Source organism: Sphingomonadaceae bacterium OTU29LAMAA1 (genome assembly GCA_024072375.1).
Taxonomy (GTDB): domain Bacteria; phylum Pseudomonadota; class Alphaproteobacteria; order Sphingomonadales; family Sphingomonadaceae; genus Sphingomonas.
In genome coordinates this window covers 3,819,221-3,836,372 of the sequence record CP099617.1, presented here as the reverse complement: position 1 = coordinate 3,836,372, position 17,152 = coordinate 3,819,221, and the positions used below count along the sequence as shown (strand labels likewise).

Annotated in this window: 21 protein-coding genes; 9 read left to right on the top strand and 12 right to left on the bottom strand. The window is 66.1% G+C overall.

Translation table 11 applies throughout. From position 1 onward, the window contains the following. Nucleotides 1–43 precede the first annotated feature (43 nt). The 4 genes from NF699_18520 to NF699_18505 form a co-directional block, all read right to left on the bottom strand. Complete coding sequence (locus NF699_18520; GenBank protein ID USU04996.1) at nucleotides 44–1,015, bottom strand: D-alanyl-D-alanine carboxypeptidase; 972 nt, start codon at nucleotides 1,013–1,015, stop codon at nucleotides 44–46. A gap of 58 nt (nucleotides 1,016–1,073) precedes the next feature. Continuing rightward, a complete protein-coding gene (locus NF699_18515) occupies nucleotides 1,074–1,427 on the bottom strand; it encodes a hypothetical protein (protein USU04995.1) in 354 nt (117 codons plus the stop codon). A gap of 11 nt (nucleotides 1,428–1,438) precedes the next feature. Then, nucleotides 1,439–2,890: a L,D-transpeptidase family protein gene (locus NF699_18510; protein USU04994.1), complete on the bottom strand. Its 1,452-nt coding sequence runs from the start codon at nucleotides 2,888–2,890 to the stop codon at nucleotides 1,439–1,441. A gap of 188 nt (nucleotides 2,891–3,078) precedes the next feature. Then, the gene (locus tag NF699_18505; GenBank protein USU04993.1) at nucleotides 3,079–4,572 is read right to left on the bottom strand and encodes a replicative DNA helicase; all 1,494 of its coding nucleotides are present in this window, start codon (nucleotides 4,570–4,572) and stop codon (nucleotides 3,079–3,081) included. Between the two features lie 73 nt (nucleotides 4,573–4,645). On the opposite strand from NF699_18505, the gene NF699_18500 reads away from it, so the two are divergent. From NF699_18500 to NF699_18490, 3 genes are read left to right on the top strand one after another with little or no spacing between them, the layout of a single operon-like run. Then, a complete protein-coding gene (locus tag NF699_18500; protein USU04992.1) occupies nucleotides 4,646–5,128 on the top strand; it encodes a UPF0262 family protein in 483 nt (160 codons plus the stop codon). After that, nucleotides 5,128–5,805: a glycosyl hydrolase gene (locus NF699_18495; GenBank protein ID USU04991.1), complete on the top strand. Its 678-nt coding sequence runs from the start codon at nucleotides 5,128–5,130 to the stop codon at nucleotides 5,803–5,805. Before NF699_18500 ends, NF699_18495 begins: the two co-directional genes overlap by 1 nt. Then, a complete protein-coding gene (locus tag NF699_18490; GenBank protein ID USU04990.1) occupies nucleotides 5,802–6,251 on the top strand; it encodes a cytidine deaminase in 450 nt (149 codons plus the stop codon). Before NF699_18495 ends, NF699_18490 begins: the two co-directional genes overlap by 4 nt. A gap of 101 nt (nucleotides 6,252–6,352) precedes the next feature. On the opposite strand, the gene NF699_18485 is transcribed toward NF699_18490, so the two are convergent. Beyond that, the gene (locus NF699_18485) at nucleotides 6,353–6,730 is read right to left on the bottom strand and encodes an NUDIX domain-containing protein (protein ID USU04989.1); all 378 of its coding nucleotides are present in this window, start codon (nucleotides 6,728–6,730) and stop codon (nucleotides 6,353–6,355) included. 152 nt (nucleotides 6,731–6,882) lie between these two features. Between NF699_18485 and dcd the strand changes: the two genes are divergently transcribed. Further along, nucleotides 6,883–7,437 (top strand): dCTP deaminase, encoded by a 555-nt coding sequence (dcd, locus tag NF699_18480; GenBank protein USU04988.1) that lies wholly within the window; start codon nucleotides 6,883–6,885, stop codon nucleotides 7,435–7,437. 39 nt (nucleotides 7,438–7,476) lie between these two features. On the opposite strand, the gene NF699_18475 is transcribed toward dcd, so the two are convergent. From NF699_18475 to NF699_18455, 5 genes are all read right to left on the bottom strand, one after another. Continuing rightward, the gene (locus tag NF699_18475; GenBank protein ID USU04987.1) at nucleotides 7,477–7,821 is read right to left on the bottom strand and encodes a tetratricopeptide repeat protein; all 345 of its coding nucleotides are present in this window, start codon (nucleotides 7,819–7,821) and stop codon (nucleotides 7,477–7,479) included. Between the two features lie 548 nt (nucleotides 7,822–8,369). Continuing rightward, nucleotides 8,370–8,798 (bottom strand): biopolymer transporter ExbD, encoded by a 429-nt coding sequence (locus tag NF699_18470; GenBank protein ID USU04986.1) that lies wholly within the window; start codon nucleotides 8,796–8,798, stop codon nucleotides 8,370–8,372. Between the two features lie 30 nt (nucleotides 8,799–8,828). Further along, nucleotides 8,829–9,314 carry a biopolymer transporter ExbD gene (locus NF699_18465; protein USU04985.1) on the bottom strand — a complete coding sequence of 162 codons (486 nt, stop codon included), beginning with the start codon at nucleotides 9,312–9,314 and terminating at the stop codon, nucleotides 8,829–8,831. A gap of 94 nt (nucleotides 9,315–9,408) precedes the next feature. Further along, nucleotides 9,409–10,206 (bottom strand): MotA/TolQ/ExbB proton channel family protein, encoded by a 798-nt coding sequence (locus NF699_18460; protein USU04984.1) that lies wholly within the window; start codon nucleotides 10,204–10,206, stop codon nucleotides 9,409–9,411. Nucleotides 10,207–10,296: 90 nt separating this feature from the next. Further along, entirely contained in the window at nucleotides 10,297–10,971 is a 675-nt protein-coding gene (locus NF699_18455) for a TonB family protein (GenBank protein USU04983.1), read from the bottom strand. A gap of 217 nt (nucleotides 10,972–11,188) precedes the next feature. On the opposite strand from NF699_18455, the gene NF699_18450 reads away from it, so the two are divergent. After that, nucleotides 11,189–12,055 carry a hypothetical protein gene (locus NF699_18450; protein USU04982.1) on the top strand — a complete coding sequence of 289 codons (867 nt, stop codon included), beginning with the start codon at nucleotides 11,189–11,191 and terminating at the stop codon, nucleotides 12,053–12,055. A gap of 4 nt (nucleotides 12,056–12,059) precedes the next feature. On the opposite strand, the gene NF699_18445 is transcribed toward NF699_18450, so the two are convergent. Further along, nucleotides 12,060–12,431 carry a dihydroneopterin aldolase gene (locus NF699_18445; GenBank protein ID USU04981.1) on the bottom strand — a complete coding sequence of 124 codons (372 nt, stop codon included), beginning with the start codon at nucleotides 12,429–12,431 and terminating at the stop codon, nucleotides 12,060–12,062. A gap of 138 nt (nucleotides 12,432–12,569) precedes the next feature. Here NF699_18445 and NF699_18440 point away from each other — a divergent pair, with 138 nt between their 5' ends. From NF699_18440 to NF699_18425, 4 genes are read left to right on the top strand one after another with little or no spacing between them, the layout of a single operon-like run. Beyond that, entirely contained in the window at nucleotides 12,570–13,082 is a 513-nt protein-coding gene (locus tag NF699_18440) for an N-acetyltransferase (GenBank protein USU04980.1), read from the top strand. A 40-nt stretch (nucleotides 13,083–13,122) separates the two neighbouring features. Continuing rightward, nucleotides 13,123–13,689, top strand: a complete 567-nt coding sequence (locus tag NF699_18435; GenBank protein USU04979.1) for a DUF1285 domain-containing protein — start codon at nucleotides 13,123–13,125, stop codon at nucleotides 13,687–13,689. Next, nucleotides 13,686–14,282, top strand: a complete 597-nt coding sequence (locus NF699_18430; protein ID USU04978.1) for a CoA pyrophosphatase — start codon at nucleotides 13,686–13,688, stop codon at nucleotides 14,280–14,282. The genes NF699_18435 and NF699_18430 overlap by 4 nt, the downstream gene beginning before the upstream one ends. Then, nucleotides 14,273–15,490: a CCA tRNA nucleotidyltransferase gene (locus tag NF699_18425; protein ID USU07150.1), complete on the top strand. Its 1,218-nt coding sequence runs from the start codon at nucleotides 14,273–14,275 to the stop codon at nucleotides 15,488–15,490. The genes NF699_18430 and NF699_18425 overlap by 10 nt, the downstream gene beginning before the upstream one ends. Here the strand turns inward: NF699_18425 and NF699_18420 are convergent. After that, on the bottom strand, nucleotides 15,406–17,100 hold the full coding sequence (locus tag NF699_18420) for a bifunctional diguanylate cyclase/phosphodiesterase (protein USU04977.1): 1,695 nt from the start codon (nucleotides 17,098–17,100) through the stop codon (nucleotides 15,406–15,408). The two genes, NF699_18425 and NF699_18420, sit on opposite strands and share 85 nt — an antisense overlap. Nucleotides 17,101–17,152: the final 52 nt, after the last annotated feature.

The window sequence follows — 17,152 nt, the reverse complement described above, 5'->3', positions numbered from 1 at the left end:
CCGCTATAGCGCCTGTGAAGGCTGCGGACCAGCGGAGCGCCGCTCAGTCCCCGCCGCCGCCTTCCGGCGTTTCGTCGGCATCCGCTGCCGCGCCCAGCGCGGCGATCGTCGCCGCGAAGCCCGGCCCCAGCAGCCCCTCTTCGGCGCGCGTCGTCTTGCTCGCCACGGCGCCTGATGGCGCGAGACCCCGAAATCCTTCCTCCAGCATCTTTGCCACCCTGCGGTCGCGGATCTGCACCGACCGCTCGCCGATCACCACCGCGATCAGGCGGCGCCCGTTACGCTTCGCCGATGCCGCCAGCGCGAAGCCCGCCTCCGCCGTATAGCCGGTCTTGATCCCGTCCGCGCCCTGAAACGCGCCGAGCAGATGGTTGTGGCTCTGTACCCGCCGCTTGCCCCAGCTGAACGATCGCACGCTGAACGCAGCATAGCGATCCGGATGATCGCGCAGCAGCGCCAGCGACAGTCGGGCGATGTCCTGCGCCGTCGTCAGATTGTGACCGGGCAGGCCCGATGCGTTGGTGAACGACGTATCCTCCAGCCCGAGCGCGCGAGCCTTGGCCGTCATCATCCGGGCGAACCGATCCTCGGTTCCACCCAGTGTCTCTGCCAGCGCCACCGCAACATCGTTGGCCGACACCACGGCGATCGCCCGGATCGCCTGATCGATCGTCATCGACGCCCCCGGACGCAATCCGACCCGCGACGGCGGCTGACTGGCGGCATAGCGAGAGATCCGCACCGGATCACCCGGTCGCAACGTCCCGGCGTCGAGCGCGTCGAACACCAGAAACAACGTCATCATTTTGGTCAGCGACGCCGGCCGCCGGACGATCCCGGCATTCTCGGCGTACAATATGCTGCCGTCGTCCGCATCCATCAGGATGGCGGATACTGGCCGCGTCGCCGCCGACGCCGGCGATGCCAGCGTCGTCACTGCCGACATCGCCGCCAGCATGCACCAGAACGCCAGCATGCCGCGCATCATACCCGATGCGCGTCGGAACATGGTCATCGCTACGCTACCCGATGGTTGTGGTCCGAATGGAAGGGCCCGACTAACGAGCCCGTCGTTATTGCGCCGCCTCGTCGTTGCCCGGCGCGGACGGCGTCGGATCGGCGGCGGGTGCCTCGTCGCGCGACACCCGCGCCGTCATGCCCGTCGCGTCGGCATCGTCGAGCACCTGCATGTCGGGTGCGATCTCCTCGACGGGCGGTGGCGCGATCGCAACGCTGTTGTCGATCGCTGCCGGGGTCGGCGCGGCCGATGGCGTCTCGACCGGCGACGGCGCCTCGTCCGGAGCAATCTCCTCGACTGCCGCGTTTTCGACCGGTGGCTGTTCCGGTTCGTTCCGCGAGCAGGCCGCCAGCGCCAGCAGCCCCGCGGTCGCCGATACGGCGATCCTGATCCTGCGATATTGCATCATTCTCGTCCCCTTCACCGTGCCGCGATCAGTTGCGTCGCCGAGCGCGCCTCGATCTTCGACGCTAAAGTCGAATCCCAGCCATACGGATCGGCGCGGAAATTCATCTGGCCGTTACCGCTGGCGAAGGCAGTCCAGTACAGCAGATACACCGACACCGGCTTGGTCAGCCGCGCCCGCACCGTGTCGCCCTTGTCCACGGCGGCGGCGATCGCCTCCGGCGTCCAGGCAGGATCGCCCTTCAACAGCAGTTCGGCGAGGTCGGCGGGCTTTTCCAGCCGCACGCAGCCGTGGCTCGCCAGCCGGCTGAAGCTTGCGAATTTCGCACGCGACGGCGTGTCGTGCAGATACACCGAAAAAGCGTTGTCGAAATCGAACTTGTAGCGGCCGAGCGCGCTCTGGTCGCCCGCCCGCTGTTGCAGGCGGGTGCCGTCGATCACGCGGAAACCGTTGCGTTTGAAATAGCCCGGGCTGGCCTTTTCCTTCGGCCACAGCTCCTTCGTCGCGATCGACGTCGGCACGTTCCACGGCGGATTGATCACGACGCTGTGGATCGTCGACGACAGCATCGGCGTTTCATCCCCCGGTCGGCCGGTGACCGCACGCATCGACATGACCGGTGCGTCGCCATCGAACACGGTCAGCACCGCCGCGGCGATGTTCACCTGAATACGGTCCCGCGGCAGTTGCTGCGGCAGCCAGCGCCACCGCTCCATGTTCGCCATGATCTGCCGCACCCGCGCCGCCGCGGGGACGTTCAGCGCCGCCAGCGTCTGACCGGCGACCGTACCCGTAGGGTTCAGGCCGTAACGCCGCTGCGCGCGGCGGACGCCTTCGACCAGTGCGGCATCGAAGCTGGAACCGCTCGCAGCGACGTCAGCGTCTTCCACTGCCAGTCGTTGACGCAGCGCCAGCACCCGCGCGCCGGTCGCACCCATCGCCAGATCGGGTCCCCCCGCCAACGTCGACCAGCCGCCCGCCGCAGCGATGCTGCGATAGCGTTCAAGCCCCGCCTTCAGCCCGTCATAGCCCGAATAGGGCGGCGGCAATGCCGCGAACCATGCCGCGATACGATCGCGCTTCACGGCATCGGCAAAGCCCGGCAACGGATCGAATACCGGTGGCCGCAATCCCCAGTCGCGCTGGAAATCCGCCTCGGCCAGTCGTCCGGCATGCACTGCGCGGGCATGATCCAGCGCATCGCGCACCAGCCGGTCGCGGGCGGCCGCATCCATCGGCTGTGGCGCTGCCACGGCCAGACCCTGCGCCAGCGTGTCGCGCGCCAGCAGGGCGGCAAGCTGCGACGCCTGCGCATCGCTCAACTGCGGCAGCGGCATCGTCGGCATCACCACCGGTGGCGCTACGGCAGCCGAGGGCGGCACCGGCACCTGCACCACCTGCGCCGTAGCCGGAATCGCCGGCAGGAGCATGGCGGCCATGGCCACCGTCGCTGTGGTTCTCATCATGCTGTTCCTTCCGGGACCCTCTCACGCGACACCGCGCCGGCCCTCGCACCGTTCACCTCGCTCTAGGCTGAACGGGCCGGTGCTGACTACTGATAATGGGCTGAATTTTCAGCCGGTCTCCTCCCATACCTCGCCATCCCGACGTTCGCGGGGACGATAGGTCGGAAGAGGATGATCCGCTCTGCCGATCAATACCCCGCGAAGTCGCTGAACTTCGTGATCGTCGGATCGAACTTCAGCACCACCTTGCCGGTCGCACCATGGCGCTGCTTCGCGACGATCAGCTCGGCGAGGCCGAACACGCGCTCCATGTCGCTCGCCCATTTGGCGTGATCCTCGAACACCCTAGCCTCGTCGCCTTCCATCGGCCGCTTCGGTTCGCGCTGGGCGGTGTAATAATCTTCGCGGAACACGAACCAGACCATGTCGGCGTCCTGCTCGATCGACCCCGATTCGCGAAGGTCGGACAGCATCGGCCGTTTGTCCTCGCGGCTTTCGACCGCGCGGCTCAGCTGCGACAGCGCCAGCACCGGCACGTTCATGTCCTTCGCCAGCGTTTTCAATCCGCGCGAAATCTCAGAGATCTCCTGCACGCGGTTCTCCTTCGATCCCTTGCCACCACCGGTCAGCAGCTGGAGGTAATCGACCACCACCAGCCCGATCTCGTTGTTGTGCCGCCGTTGCAGGCGGCGCACGCGGGTGTGCAGCGCGCTGATGCTCAGGCCGCCGGTATCGTCGATGAACAGCGGCAACGTCTCCAGCTCCGCTGCCGCTGCCGCCAATTGGCCGAACTCTGCCTTGCTGATCTTGCCCATGCGCAGCGATTCGGAACTGATTCCGGATTGTTCGGCCAGAATACGCGTCGCCAGCTGGTCGGCGCTCATTTCCAGGCTGAAGAACACCACCTTCGCGCCGACCGATTCAGCCGGCGGAATCCCGTCCTGCATGTCGCGCATCCAGCGCCGCGCCGCGTTGAAGGCGATGTTGGTCGCCAGCGACGTCTTGCCCATGCCGGGACGCCCCGCCAGGATCATCAAGTCGGAATGATGCATGCCGCCGATCTTGGAATTGACGCTGTCGAGGCCGGTGGTGACGCCCGACAGGTTACCGCCGGAATTCAGCGCGCGTTCAGCCATCTTGACCGCCATCGTCGTCGCCTGCGCGAAGCTCTTGGTGGCATTGTCCGCACCGCCGTCGCCGGCGACCTTGTACAATTCCTCCTCCGCCGCCTCGATCTGCGCGCGTGGGTTGACCTCTTCCGAGGTGTCCATCGCCCGCTCGACCAGTGTCCGGCCGACGCTGACCAGCGCGCGCAGCATGGCGAGGTCATAGATCTGGGTCGCGAACTGGCGCGCGCCGATCAGGCCGGCGCCCGATCCGGTCAGGCTGGCGAGATACGACGGCCCGCCCAGCTCGCGCATCCCCTCGTCCGCGTCGAACATCGGGCGCAGCGTCACGGGCGTAGCCAGCATGTCGTTGACCCGCAGCGTCTTGATCGCGGCGAAGATGCGGCCGTGAACGGGTTCGTAGAAGTGGGCCGGCTCCAGCCGGTCGACCAGATCGTCGGCGAGGCGATTGTCGATCATCATCGCGCCGAGCATCGCGGCCTCGGCTTCGACGTTGCGGGGCAGCTGGAGCGGTTCGGCGGGAACCGCCGGAGTCGGGAATGCGAGAGTGGCCATACCCGCGCTTGTATCCGAAAATTCGGATGGCAACACGGTTTGTCGTATCGGCTGAACCCGACTATCGGACCATATGGCCGACCCGCGGATCATCGACGTCACCCTGGACGAGCACAGCATCGGCTGGCGATCGGCCGACGTCGATCAGGAACGGCGGATCGCGATTTTCGACCTGCTGGAAGGGAATCACTTTGCGCCGCAGCGTGCGCATGCCGACGATTATGCGGGCCCCTACCGGATTAAGCTCGAATCGGCGGAGGGACGGCTCGGCATCCACATTCATCGCGAGGACGACAGCCATCTCGAGACGCTGGTGCTGGCGCTCGGCCGCTTCCGCCGGTCGATCAAGGATTACTTCGCGATTTGCGATAGTTACTATCAGGCGATACGGGCCTCCACCCCACAACAGATCGAGACCGTCGACATGGCCCGTCGTGCCGTCCACAATGATGCCGCCGAACTCCTGCGCGAGCGGCTGGAGGGCAAGATCGAGGTCGATTTCGATACTGCGCGTCGCCTGTTCACGCTGATCTGCGTTCTGCATCTGCGCGGCTGATGGGGTATGGATTGCTCAAGGCTGCGGGCGTGCTGATCGGCGCGGGTCTGCTCGGCATCGGTGGCTGGAGCTTCGCGACCGGCTGGCATCCCGCACAAAGCCAGTATCCGTTGCAGGGCATCGACCTGAACGAGAATCCCGGTGACATCGAATGGGGCACGGTGCGGGCGCGCGGTGCCGACTTCGCCTATCTCGTCGCGACATCGGGCGCGGACCGGCGTGATCCGGGGTTCGAAGCCAACTGGGCGGCCCTCCCCGATGCCGGCCTGCGACGCGGTGCGGTCCACCTCTATTCGCTGTGCCAGCTCGCGGCGGATCAGGCGAATGCCTTTAATACCTTTGTCCCCCGCACCGCCGACGCCCTGCCCGCCGCGATCGACGTCGGCTTCCACGACGATTGCACCGCCCGCCCGGATCGCGACGTACTGATCGGCGAATTACGGACCTTCATCAGGATGGTGGAGAGCCATACGCGCAAGCCGGTGCTGTTGCGGCTGACCAAGGCGGTGGACGCCGAATATCAGGTGTCCGCCGCGATCGACCGACCGGTCTGGGCGATCGCCAACCTCTTCCCCCCCGCGTATGCCGCCCATCCGTGGCGAATGTGGCGGGCGAGCGATATCCGCCGCATCGACGGCATCGAAGGCCCTGTGAACTGGAACGTCGTCGCACCATGACCGAAGACCGCCAACGCCTGATCCTTGCCGCGCGCGAAGCGGCGACGCGCGCCCATGCCCCCTATTCGCGCTTCGCGGTGGGCGCGGCATTGTTGATGACGGACGGCAGTCTGATCACCGGTGCCAACGTCGAAAACGCGAGCTATGGGCTGTCGCTCTGCGCCGAGACGGTGGCGATCGCCACCGCCAGTGCGGCCGGCCGGTTGCGCGATGTCGTGTCGATCGGGGTGATCGGAGGCGCGATGGATGCCGAAGGCCATGCCACCGGCACCGCCCCCGTCAGCCCCTGCGGTCGCTGTCGCCAGATCCTCAACGAAGCCGCGCAACTCGGTGGCCGCGACCTGATGGTCCATTGCGGTGCAGCCGAGGGCGATGCGGTGGCCAGCTACCGCTTGTCGGAACTGCTCCCCCAAGCCTTTGGCCCGGCAGATCTAGGCATACACTAACCCCGTTCCTCCCCGTAACCGGGAGGTGGCAGAGAAGCTGCCGGAGGGTGAGGTAAGCAATGGCTCCGGATCAGCGAGCCACCAGCTCATCGAACCACCTGCTACCACCGGCCATCCCGTTGCCGCGCCCCGGCCAACTCGTCCACCCGCCGCCGCGTCGCCGGCGACAGCGTGTCCGGCAGGGCATCGAGTGCGAAGAACCGCGCCTCCGCCAATTCGACCGCATCGATAACCGGTTCGCCCGCCGTCAGTGCGCGAAATAGATGGACGGTGTCGCGCCGCCCCTCACTGCCCGATTCGTAGCGACCGATCGGCACCACCGCATCCAGCCGACATCCGGTCTCTTCGGCCAGTTCCCGCACCGCTGCCACCTCGGGCGTCTCACCCCGTGCGATCCCCCCACCTGGCAGCATCCACAAATCCGATCGTCCATAGCGATGCCGCACCAGCAGCAGCCGGCCGGCGGGATCGAAAGCCATCACTTTCACCCCTCGTGTCCGCCACCGCAGCAGCGCCAGTATGCGAAGGCGCATCCGGTACGCGAAGTCGATCAGTGGTCGCATGCGATAACGCTACACACCTTGCCCTCACCCGTCGAACCGGCAAAGACGCGCGTCGAAGGGGAGCCGTGATGTCCATATTGTCCGACCGCTGGATTCGCGAGGCAGCACTCGGCCAGCAGATGATCGAACCGTTCGTCGAGAACCAGCGGCGGGAAGGCTGCATCAGCTATGGCTTGTCGTCGTACGGCTATGACGCGAGGGTCGCCGACGAGTTCAAGATCTTCACCAACGTCGACAACGCTCTCGTCGACCCAAAGGACTTCGCCGCGAACAGCTTCGTCGATCGCAAGACCGATGTCTGCATCATTCCGCCGAACAGCTTCGCGCTTGCCCGCACGGTAGAATATTTCCGGGTGCCGCGCGACGTGCTGGTCATCTGCCTCGGCAAATCGACCTATGCGCGATGCGGCATCATCGTCAACGTGACGCCGCTGGAGCCGGGCTGGGAAGGGCATGTCACGCTCGAATTCTCGAACACCACGCCCCTGCCCGCCAAGATCTATGCCAACGAAGGCGCCTGCCAGTTCCTGTTCCTGCAAGGCAACGAACCCTGCGAGATCAGCTACGCCGATCGGGCCGGCAAATACATGGGTCAGCGCGGGGTCACGCTCCCGCGACTGTAACAGCCGACGGCCCGCTCCATCGGGCGGGCCGCCGCCAGGTCAACGCGTCGCGAGCGTCGTCGTCATCCGCGACAGCCCGCGCGTCGCCACGTCGTGCGAAGACACGATGGCGCCATTGGGCATATCCATCGCCACTTCGGGTCGCTGCAGCACTTCGCTGTAGAGCGCGCGCGCATCCGACGTGCGTCCGGTCCGCGCATAGGCGACGGCCAGGTTGAGCATCAATTCGGGACGATCCGGAAAAATCCGCCGCTCCGCCTCGATCCGCTTTGCCGCCGCGGTGAAGTCACCGGCAGCGATCGCCTGATAGCCGGTTCGGTCGGCAGCCAGCGCTGGCGTCGTCAGGCACGCACCCACCAGCATCGTCGCGACAATCACACGCATTGCATCGTCTCCTTCTCCTGCCAGATCGACAGGTTTCATTTTTGTGACACTGTTGTGTCACTTCGAAGACATGCGCGCAAGCGGGATCGTCACCGGCGTCGACAACGATCACCGGCGGGCTGATAGTCTTGATCCCGCCTGGCCCGCGATCGACGTGTGCTGAAGGCACGGGTGTCGACGATCATCGCCTTGGTGCCACGTACACGCGCTCCGTGGCGACCGTCGACGCGCTGTCCTTCGTGATGGGGCGGGCGCATGTTGATGCCGAGGCCGAGTTCGCGGGATCGATCCTCAATGCCGCGCGGCCCTGAAACGGGATGTGGGCCGAAACGGAATGCGGCCCGAAACGGGATGCGACGACGGCACACGTGCTTGCAGACCTGCGGCCATGTCACGACAGGTCCCGGTCGTAATACTCCTCCACACGTGCTCGCCCCTGCCGTCCGGCTGCTGTGAAACCAGCCGAAGCTGGGTCCTTCGGCGATCGACACAGCAAAAGGGCGGCCCCTCGCGGGACCGCCCTCTTTCACATCGTTCCGATCGACAGATCAGAAATCGTTGCGATATTGCTCGTTGCCGATGAAGCCGAGCTTGGTCACGGCCGAACGCTTGATCACTGCCAGCGTCTGGTCGACCTTCTCGTACTTCGCCGCCGGGTCCGGCTGGAAGTGCAGTTCCGGCTCCGGATTGATCGCTGCCGCCGTATCGAGATACTGGCGCAGCGTCACTTCGTCGACCGGCGTGCCGTTCCACGAAACCGTGCCCGCCGCATCGATGATGATCTTGTTCTTCTGCGGATCGACCGGAGGGGTCTGGTTCCGCGGGTCGTTGACCGGAAGATCGACCTTCACCGCATGGGTCGGGATGGGAAGCGTAATGATGAACATGATGAGGAGAACGAGCATGACGTCGATCAACGGCGTCGTGTTCATTTCCATCATCGGCTCGCCGTCTTCCGAGCCACCACTCATTGCCATATCAGATACTCCTGGGTCGGGCGGTACGGATCAGGACGCGCCGCCCGCGGGTGGCGGCTGCGAGATGAAGCCGACCTTGGCGAACCCGGCCTGCTGCATCGTGTAGACCGAACCACCAATGCACTTGTACGGCGTGTTGACGTCGCCGCGAATGTGAACTTCCGGAAGTTCGAGGTCGGGATTGCCTGCGCCACCCTGACGTTCGATTTCCAGCTTCAACTTGTCGACCGCACGGGTCAGCAGGTCCTTGCTCGTGATCGGGGACGTTCCCCAATACACCATGCAATTGCCGTCCGGGCCGGTCGTGACCGAGAGCAACACGTTCTCGGGCTTGGTCGTCGTCGGATCGAACGCGACCTTGGGCAGGACGATGCCCTTGACCGTCTGGATTGCGACCGGAACGGCGATCAGGAAGATGATCAGAAGCACCAGCATCACGTCCACGAGGGGCGTGGTGTTGATGTCCGATAGTGGTTTTTCGGAGGAACCTCCTCCTCCGCCAGCGCTCATCGCCATGTGCGAGCTATCCTATCCATTCCTCTTGCCGATGGCTTGTGCCATCGACCGGTAGCGGGGCCGCCATCATGACGGCCCCGCAGCCTTTTGGTATTTACGGGCGGGTCTGCACGCCACCGGCCTGGCCGGCGGTCGTGGTTGCCGCTGCCGGCTTCACCGGAGCCTTGGCGGTCGTGGCGAGACCGGCCATCGTCGGCTTCACTGCGCCGTTCGAGGCAAGGAAGCCCAGCACGTCGTTCGAGAAGGCCGACAGGTCTTCGGCGATCGACTTGTTGCGGCGCTGCAGCCAGTTGTAGGCGAGCACGGCCGGAACCGCGACGACCAGGCCGAGTGCGGTCATGATGAGCGCCTCACCGACCGGACCGGCGACCTTGTCGATCGACGGATCGCCCGATGCGCCGATCTTGATCAGTGCGCGGTAGATGCCGACCACGGTGCCGAACAGACCGATGAACGGTGCGGTCGCGCCGACCGTCGCGAGGAAGGCAAGACCGCCGCCCAGCTTCGAGTTGATCGCCGCTTCCGAGCGGGCAAGCGAACCGTGCAGCCAGTCATGCGCCTCGACCGGATCGGTCAGCTTGCTGTGCTGGTCCTGCGCCTGCAGGCCGTCGTCGACGAGCTGCTTGTAGGCCGAGTTCTTCTCCAGCTTCGCGGAGCCCTCGCGCAGATTGCTCGACTGCCAGAAAGCCTGACGGACGCGCTTCGCCTGGTTCATGATCTTCTGCTGCTCGAACAGCTTCGAGAACAGGATGTAGAACGACACGATCGACATGAGCACGAGGATGGTGAACACCGACTGCGAGATCAGGCCGCCTTCCTTCAGTGCGGCCTGGAGGCCGAACTGGCTTTCGGCTGCCGCGGTGCCGCCGGCCGCGAGAATGGTGGTGAGCATGGTGAAATGAGTCCTTATCAAACGGTGTAAATGTTCGCAGAGGACCCGTCCGTCGCTCCGGCCAATTCCGGGCGACGGACGGGGACCGCATCAGTCCTTCGGAATCTTCCAGACCACACGACGCGAAGACGACGTGCTGATCGGATTGCCCGACGCATCCTGGGCAGGGGTATAACGACCCCGCCGCGTGATCGCCTGGCATGCCGCCCGGTCGAGAGCGGCGGAACCGCTGGACGACGTGACGCGACAATTCTCGACCCGGCCCTGCGTATTGATCGTCCATGCAATCGCGCTGGTGCCTTCCTCGTTGGAACGAAGCGAGCTCGGCGGATAGTCGTCGGTCGAAACCCACGCGGACGGATCACCCTTCGCACCGGCAGCCTTGCTGACCGTCGGCGGTGCCGGCGGTGCGGGCGGCGCAGGCGGTGCGGGCGGCGCAGCGATCGGCGTCAGATTGACGGCGGGCGGCGGCGTCGAAACCGTCTGAATCACCACGGGCGGCGGATTCGGGTTCTGCACGATCGGCGGCGGCGACACCACGGGCGGCGGCGTCATCGGCGTGTCGGGCGGAGGGGGCGGCGGTTCGTCCGGCGGCGGGGGAGGCGGCTCCTCCACGTCGAACGTGTTAAGTTTTTCTTGGGCCTTCTTCACGTATTGGTACGCGAGCCCGGTGACGAAGGCATAGCCCAGCGCCGCATGGATGAGCACGACGATGACGATCGCGACCACCCTGCCACCGGACATCTTCTGGTCAGCATAGGCCATTCAGCAACGACACTCCCTAATCTCGTGGTCCTCGCAGCGCCCGGGGGAAGAACGCGCGTAGGCCCCTGCCCCGGCGTTACGCCGTGCTTGGCAGTGGGCGGACCCTATCGTCCCGTTTCCCGCCACGCAAACGCTTTGTCGGACGCAACAAACGTACAATCGGCGAAAGACAGAATTATTTCTGTATCGTTCATCCGCGCTCGGCTAGCCAAAGCGCATGATTCCGCGATTCCAATCCACCGGGCTGGCAGCCGCCGCGCTCGTGATGACGCTGTCTTCGATGCAGGCCCACGCGCAATCCGCAACGACCGGTGCAGCGTATGGGCCGGTCGCCGGCACCGGTTATGCCGACCTCACCGATCTGGTCACTGCCGCGCCCGTCATCGCAGACGCCACTATCCGCTCCACCATCAAGCTGAAGGGAGCCGATGCCGTCGGCGCCGCACCGGGGGCGACACGTTATTATATCGAGGCGGATCTCGGCGCCCTGGTGAAGGGCGCCGGCGGCCTGCCCCCGCGAGTCGGCTATCTCCTCGACGTCATGCCGGATGCGAGCGGCCGTCTACCGAAACTGAAGAAGTTGCGCGTCCTGCTGTTCGGCCGGCCGGTGCCCGGCGTGCCGAACCAGATCCAGCTGGTCGCGCCGGATGCGCAGATCGCGTGGACTCCGGCGGACGACCAGCGCGTCCGCGGTATCGCGCAGGCGCTCGTCGCCGCCGACGCCCCACCGGTGATCACCGGCATCGGCAACGCCTTTCACGTTCCCGGTGCGCTGCCCGGCGAAGGGGAGACGCAGGTTTTCCTGACCACCGCCAACGGCGCGCCCGTGTCGCTCACCATCCTGCGTCGACCGGGCGAACAGCCGCGCTGGGCGGTGGCGCTATCCGAAATCGTGGACGAGGCGGCCGCCCCGCCGGCGCGCGATACGCTGCTCTGGTATCGACTCGCCTGCGCGTTGCCCGGTACGCTGCCGCCGAAGAGCACAGCTTCGCTCGATGCCGGGAACGCCGCGATCGCGCAGGAGGATTACGCCTTCGTCGTGCAACAGCTCGGCCCGTGCGGGCGAACTCGTACGCTTCGCTGAACGATCAGCGCCGATGGCGGACGAGCGTGATGCCGATCGATTCGCCCGCTTCCGCGATCGCCAGCTTCACGATCTTCACCTTGATCCGGAGCACGCGCTCGTCGGCAACGAACAACGTTTCGCAAATATGATCCGCAACCGCCTCGATCAGCGTGAAATGCAGCCCCTCGGGCAACGCGCTGGTCGCGGCATGTTTCAGGTCGAGGTAGTTCTTGGATGCGGACAGCGGCGTGTCGGGCGCGAAATGCTCGGGGCAGCGCAGATCGACCGTCAGATCGATCCGCAGCGGCTGCGGCAGATGCGTCTCCTCCGAATAGATGCCGGTGAGCACCTGAACCTCGAGATCGTGGACCTCCAGCTGTAGACTGTCTTGCATGGCGATGGCCTTTAGCAACGGTGGCACGCCACGGACAGTCACCGCTTGCGAATCGCGCGCGCGCATTCCGCTTGCGTTCAAAGCGTCAACGTCTCATGCGCGCGGCCCGCCCGCATCGGGCCGACAAGGACAGCCGCCGTGATCGCTTTCGTGCCGCTCAGCACCGTCGACCGAGCCGCCGTGGAGGCGCTGCTCGACCGCGCATTCGGTTCCGATCGCCACGCGCGCACCGCCTACAAGGTCCGCGGCGATGCGGCCCCGCTTGCCGGTCTCAGCCTCGCCGCACGGGACGACGACGTGCTGATCGGCACGGTCCAATGCTGGCCCATCCATCTGCATGGCGATGACGGCAGGCGCTACGATCTGGTGATGATCGGCCCCGTCGCGGTAGAGCCGGAGCGTCAGCGCGACGGCATCGGCCGGCAATTGATGATCCAGGCGCTGGCGGCGGCGAAGGCCGAAGGGTCGGATGGCGCCCTGATGCTGATCGGCGATCCCGAATATTATGGCCGTTTCTTCGGCTTCGACGCGACGCATACCGGCGGGTGGCGGTTGCCCGGTCCGGTCGAGCGCCACCGGCTGCTGGCGCGTGGCGACGACGTGCCCGCCGTTGCGGGAATGCTCGGCCCGGTCGTCACCGCGTCCACCTGAGCGCCTTTACGCAAGGCCCTGCACACCCTACCTCGCCAGCATGCCGATGGAGGATATCCCCGATCTCGCCAGTCTCGACCTTGCCGGGATCGCCGCGCTCGTCGAACAGCGGCGATTGCCGCCGGTGGAACAGTGGAACCCGACGCATTGCGGCGACAGCGAGATGCGGATCGCGCGCGACGGAACGTGGTTTCATCAGGGATCGCCGATCGGCCGGATCGCGATGGTACGCCTGTTCTCGACGATCCTGCGACGCGAGGCCGACGGCGGCTATGTGCTGGTCACCCCGGTCGAGAAGCTCGACATCGTGGTGGAGGATGCCCCCTTCATCGCGGTGGAGATGAAGGTGGATGGCGACGGTGCCGACGCGCGCCTGATTTTCCGCCTCAACACCGGCGACCTCGTTACCGCATCCGCCGCGCATCCGCTGCGCTTTGCCACGGATGCCGATGGCCCCCGCCCCTATCTGCACGTCCGTGGCGGGCTCGAGGCGCTGGTGGCGCGATCCGTCTATTACGACCTTGCCGCCCGCGCACTTGATGGCGAAGACGACAGACCCGGCGTCTGGAGCGATGGCGCCTTCTTCGCGCTGGAATCCGGCGCGTGACACTCGCCCGACGGCTGACGGCAGCTCTCGACCGCGGACGCACGTCCAAGCCCGTGCTGCTCACCGGCGATTTCCGCGAACTGGACGCACGCGACGAGTCGGATATGACCCCCGCCGCGGTGTTGGTGGCGATCACCGACCGCGGCCGGCCAGGTGTCCTGCTGACACAGCGGACCGATACGCTGCGCAACCATGCCGGACAGGTCGCCTTTCCCGGCGGGCGGCTCGACCCGAACGAAACCCCGATCGCGGCGGCCCTGCGCGAGGCGGAAGAGGAGATCGCCCTGCCCCGGACACTGGTGACGGTATTGGGAGAGGTCGACCGGTATCGCACCGTCACCGGCTTCACCGTCACACCGGTGCTGGCGGTCGTGCCGCCCGATGTGCCGCTGGTACCGAGCGAGGCGGAGGTCGCCGCGGTGTTCGAGGTGCCGCTCGACTTCCTGCTCGATCCCGCCAATCAGGTCGAGGCGAGCGCGATGTTCCGCGGCGAGATGAGACATTATCATGAGATCATTTGGCAGGACCGCCGCATCTGGGGCGCGACGGCGGCGATGATCGTCAACCTGTCGCGGCGGCTCGCATGGGCGTGACGCTCGATCTCGACCGCATCCGGGCGTTGCCGGGTTTCGAGGGGTTGGTCGACGCGCTCGGCGGTCCGGCGATGGTCCGGCTGGTCGGCGGTGTCGTGCGCGACACGCTACTCGGCATCGAACCCGCCGATGTCGATCTGGCGACATCGCTGCTGCCCGAAGCGGTACTGGCGGCGCTGAAGACCGCCGGCATACGCGCGGTGCCGACCGGGTTCGCGCATGGCACCGTTACCGCCATCCTGCCGTCGGGCCCGATCGAGGTGACGACGCTGCGGCGCGACGTATCGACCGATGGGCGGCACGCCGTCGTTGCGTTCACCGACGCCTGGGTCGACGATGCCGCTCGGCGCGATTTCACGATCAACGCGCTCTACGCCGATCCCCGTACCGGGCAGATTTACGACTATTTCCACGGGCTGGACGATCTCGCTGCCGCCCGGGTGCGGTTCATCGGCGATCCCTACGGGCGCATTGCCGAGGATCACCTGCGGATCCTGCGCTTCTTCCGCTTCCATGCCCGCTTCGGCGAGACGATCGATGCCGATGGCCTGGCCGCCTGTGCGGCACGCACGAACGATCTGATGGCGCTGTCGCGGGAACGGATCGCCGCCGAGGTGCTCAGGCTACTGGTCGCGCGACACGCCGTACCCGTGGTGGCGCTGATGATCGAGCATGGCATCTTTCGCGCCGTCCTGCCCGAAATCACGGATGGCACCCGGTTCGCGGCACTGGTCGCGCATGAGGCCGCCGCCGCGATCCCGCCCGACCCGATCCGCCGGCTCGCCGCCCTGCTGCCGCCGGACGCCACGGAGTCGGTCGGCGCGCGATTGAGGCTGTCGAACGCGGATCGGAAGCGCCTGATCGGTGCGGCTTCCGGTGTGGGAGACGAAGGGCCGCACGCGCTCGCCTATCGGGTCGGCGTCGCCGGTGCGATCGATCGGTTGCTGCTGGCCGGCGACCCCGGTGTCGCATCGGTCCGCGACTGGATTCCGCCGGTGCTACCGATCGGCGGCGGCGCGCTGGTACAACGCGGTCTGCGCAAGGGGCCGGAGGTGATCGCGACGCTCCGCCGGATCGAGACTGCGTGGATCGCCGAAGGTTTCCCCGAACAGCCGCGCGTCGATCAGCTGGCCGACGAGGCGGTCGCCGATGCCCGCGCGGCAACGATCATCGACAGCGCGTCGACCGCCTCCAGCGGACGCGCATAAAGATAGCCCTGACCATAGGTGCAGCCGAGCGCCGCCAGCGTTTGCGCCAGTTCGTTGCTTTCGACGCCCTCCGCCGTCGTCTTCATGCCGAGTGCCTGCGCCAGGCTGAGCACGGCGCGTACGATCGCGATCTTGTCGCGGTCCGCCAGCATGCCCGACACGAAACTGCGGTCGATCTTCAGAATATCGATCGGCAGCTTCTGCAGATAGGCGAGGTTCGAATAACCGGTGCCGAAATCGTCCATCGCCAGTGTCGTGCCGAGCGCCTTCAGCGCATGCATGATACCGGCGATACGGTCGGGATCGCTCACGATCGCGCTTTCGGTCAGCTCCAGGTTGAAGCGGCTGCCGGCCAGGTTATGGCGGATCAACGCTGCCTCGACCACCGGGGCGATATCGTCGCGCTGCATCTGGATAGCGGACAGGTTGACGGCGACGCGCATCCTGCAGTCACCGCCGCATTCCTCGTCCCACCAGCGCAGCGTTCGCGCGGCTTCGTCCATCGCCCAGCGGCCGAGCGGGACGATCAGTCCCGATTCCTCGGCGACGGGAATGAACGCACTGGGTTCGTGCTCGACACCCGATTCGTCGCGCCAGCGGGCCAGCGCTTCGAACGAGACGATCGATCCGCTCGCCAGATCGCAGATCGGCTGGAAGGCGAGGCGCAGCTGGCGTTCCTCGATCGCGCGGCGCAGCGCGGTTTCCATCGCGAACTGTTCCCGCGCCAGCGCGAACGCCTGCGTCTGATAGCTTTCGACCTGCCGGCCCGTCTTCGCCCGCTTGACTGCGAATTGCGCGTTGCGGATCAGTTCCTCGACATCGTCGATCGCATCGTTGCCGTGCGCGATGCCGATCGAGCATTCGACCCCGATCTCGTAATCGCTCAGGCGGAACGGTGCTGACAGCGCCCGCTGGATGCGTTCGGCGAGCCGCGTCGCTTCGGCAGGATCGTCGTCGACCGCCATCAGGATTCCGAATTCGTCGCCGCCGATCCGCGCCAGCGAATCGCGCGCGCGGAGCGCCCCCTTGATGCGCCGCGCGACCGTGATCAGCAGTTCGTCGCCCGCAAGGCCGCCCAGACAGGCGTTCAGCCGCCCGAACCGGTCGAGGTCGATGACCAGCACGGCATGCCCGCCGCGATCGGCCTGCACCGCCTCGATCATGTCGCTGAAGCCTTCGCGGTTCGGCAGGCCGGTCAGGCTGTCGGTCGTCATCTCCCGCCGCAGCGATCGTTCGGTATGGACCTGCGCGGTCAGGTCGATGAAGGCGACCTGGCATCGGTCGCGCAGGGCGGGTGTCGGCCGCGCCAGCGTAACCCGATAATAGCGCGAATCGATCACCTGTCCGATCGACCAGTCGAAATCGCTGCGAACGTCGGTGGATCGCAGAAACGCGTCGATCCGGCTGCTGAGCAGCGCCAGCATCGGCGACCGGTCCGCATTCACGCCCAGTCCGGCCAGCCGATAGGCGCGATTGACCGCAAGAAATTCGAACGCCGGCCCGGCGCGAACGACCTGCACCGTCGGGATCGGGATCAATTCCAGATCGCGCTCGAACAGATCCGGCCCGTCGATCGGTTGGGGGAACATGTCGGACGAGGCGGTTGCCATAGCGCCCGTGTAGGCATGGTTCGTTAAGAGCGACTGAAAATCCCGTTATTAT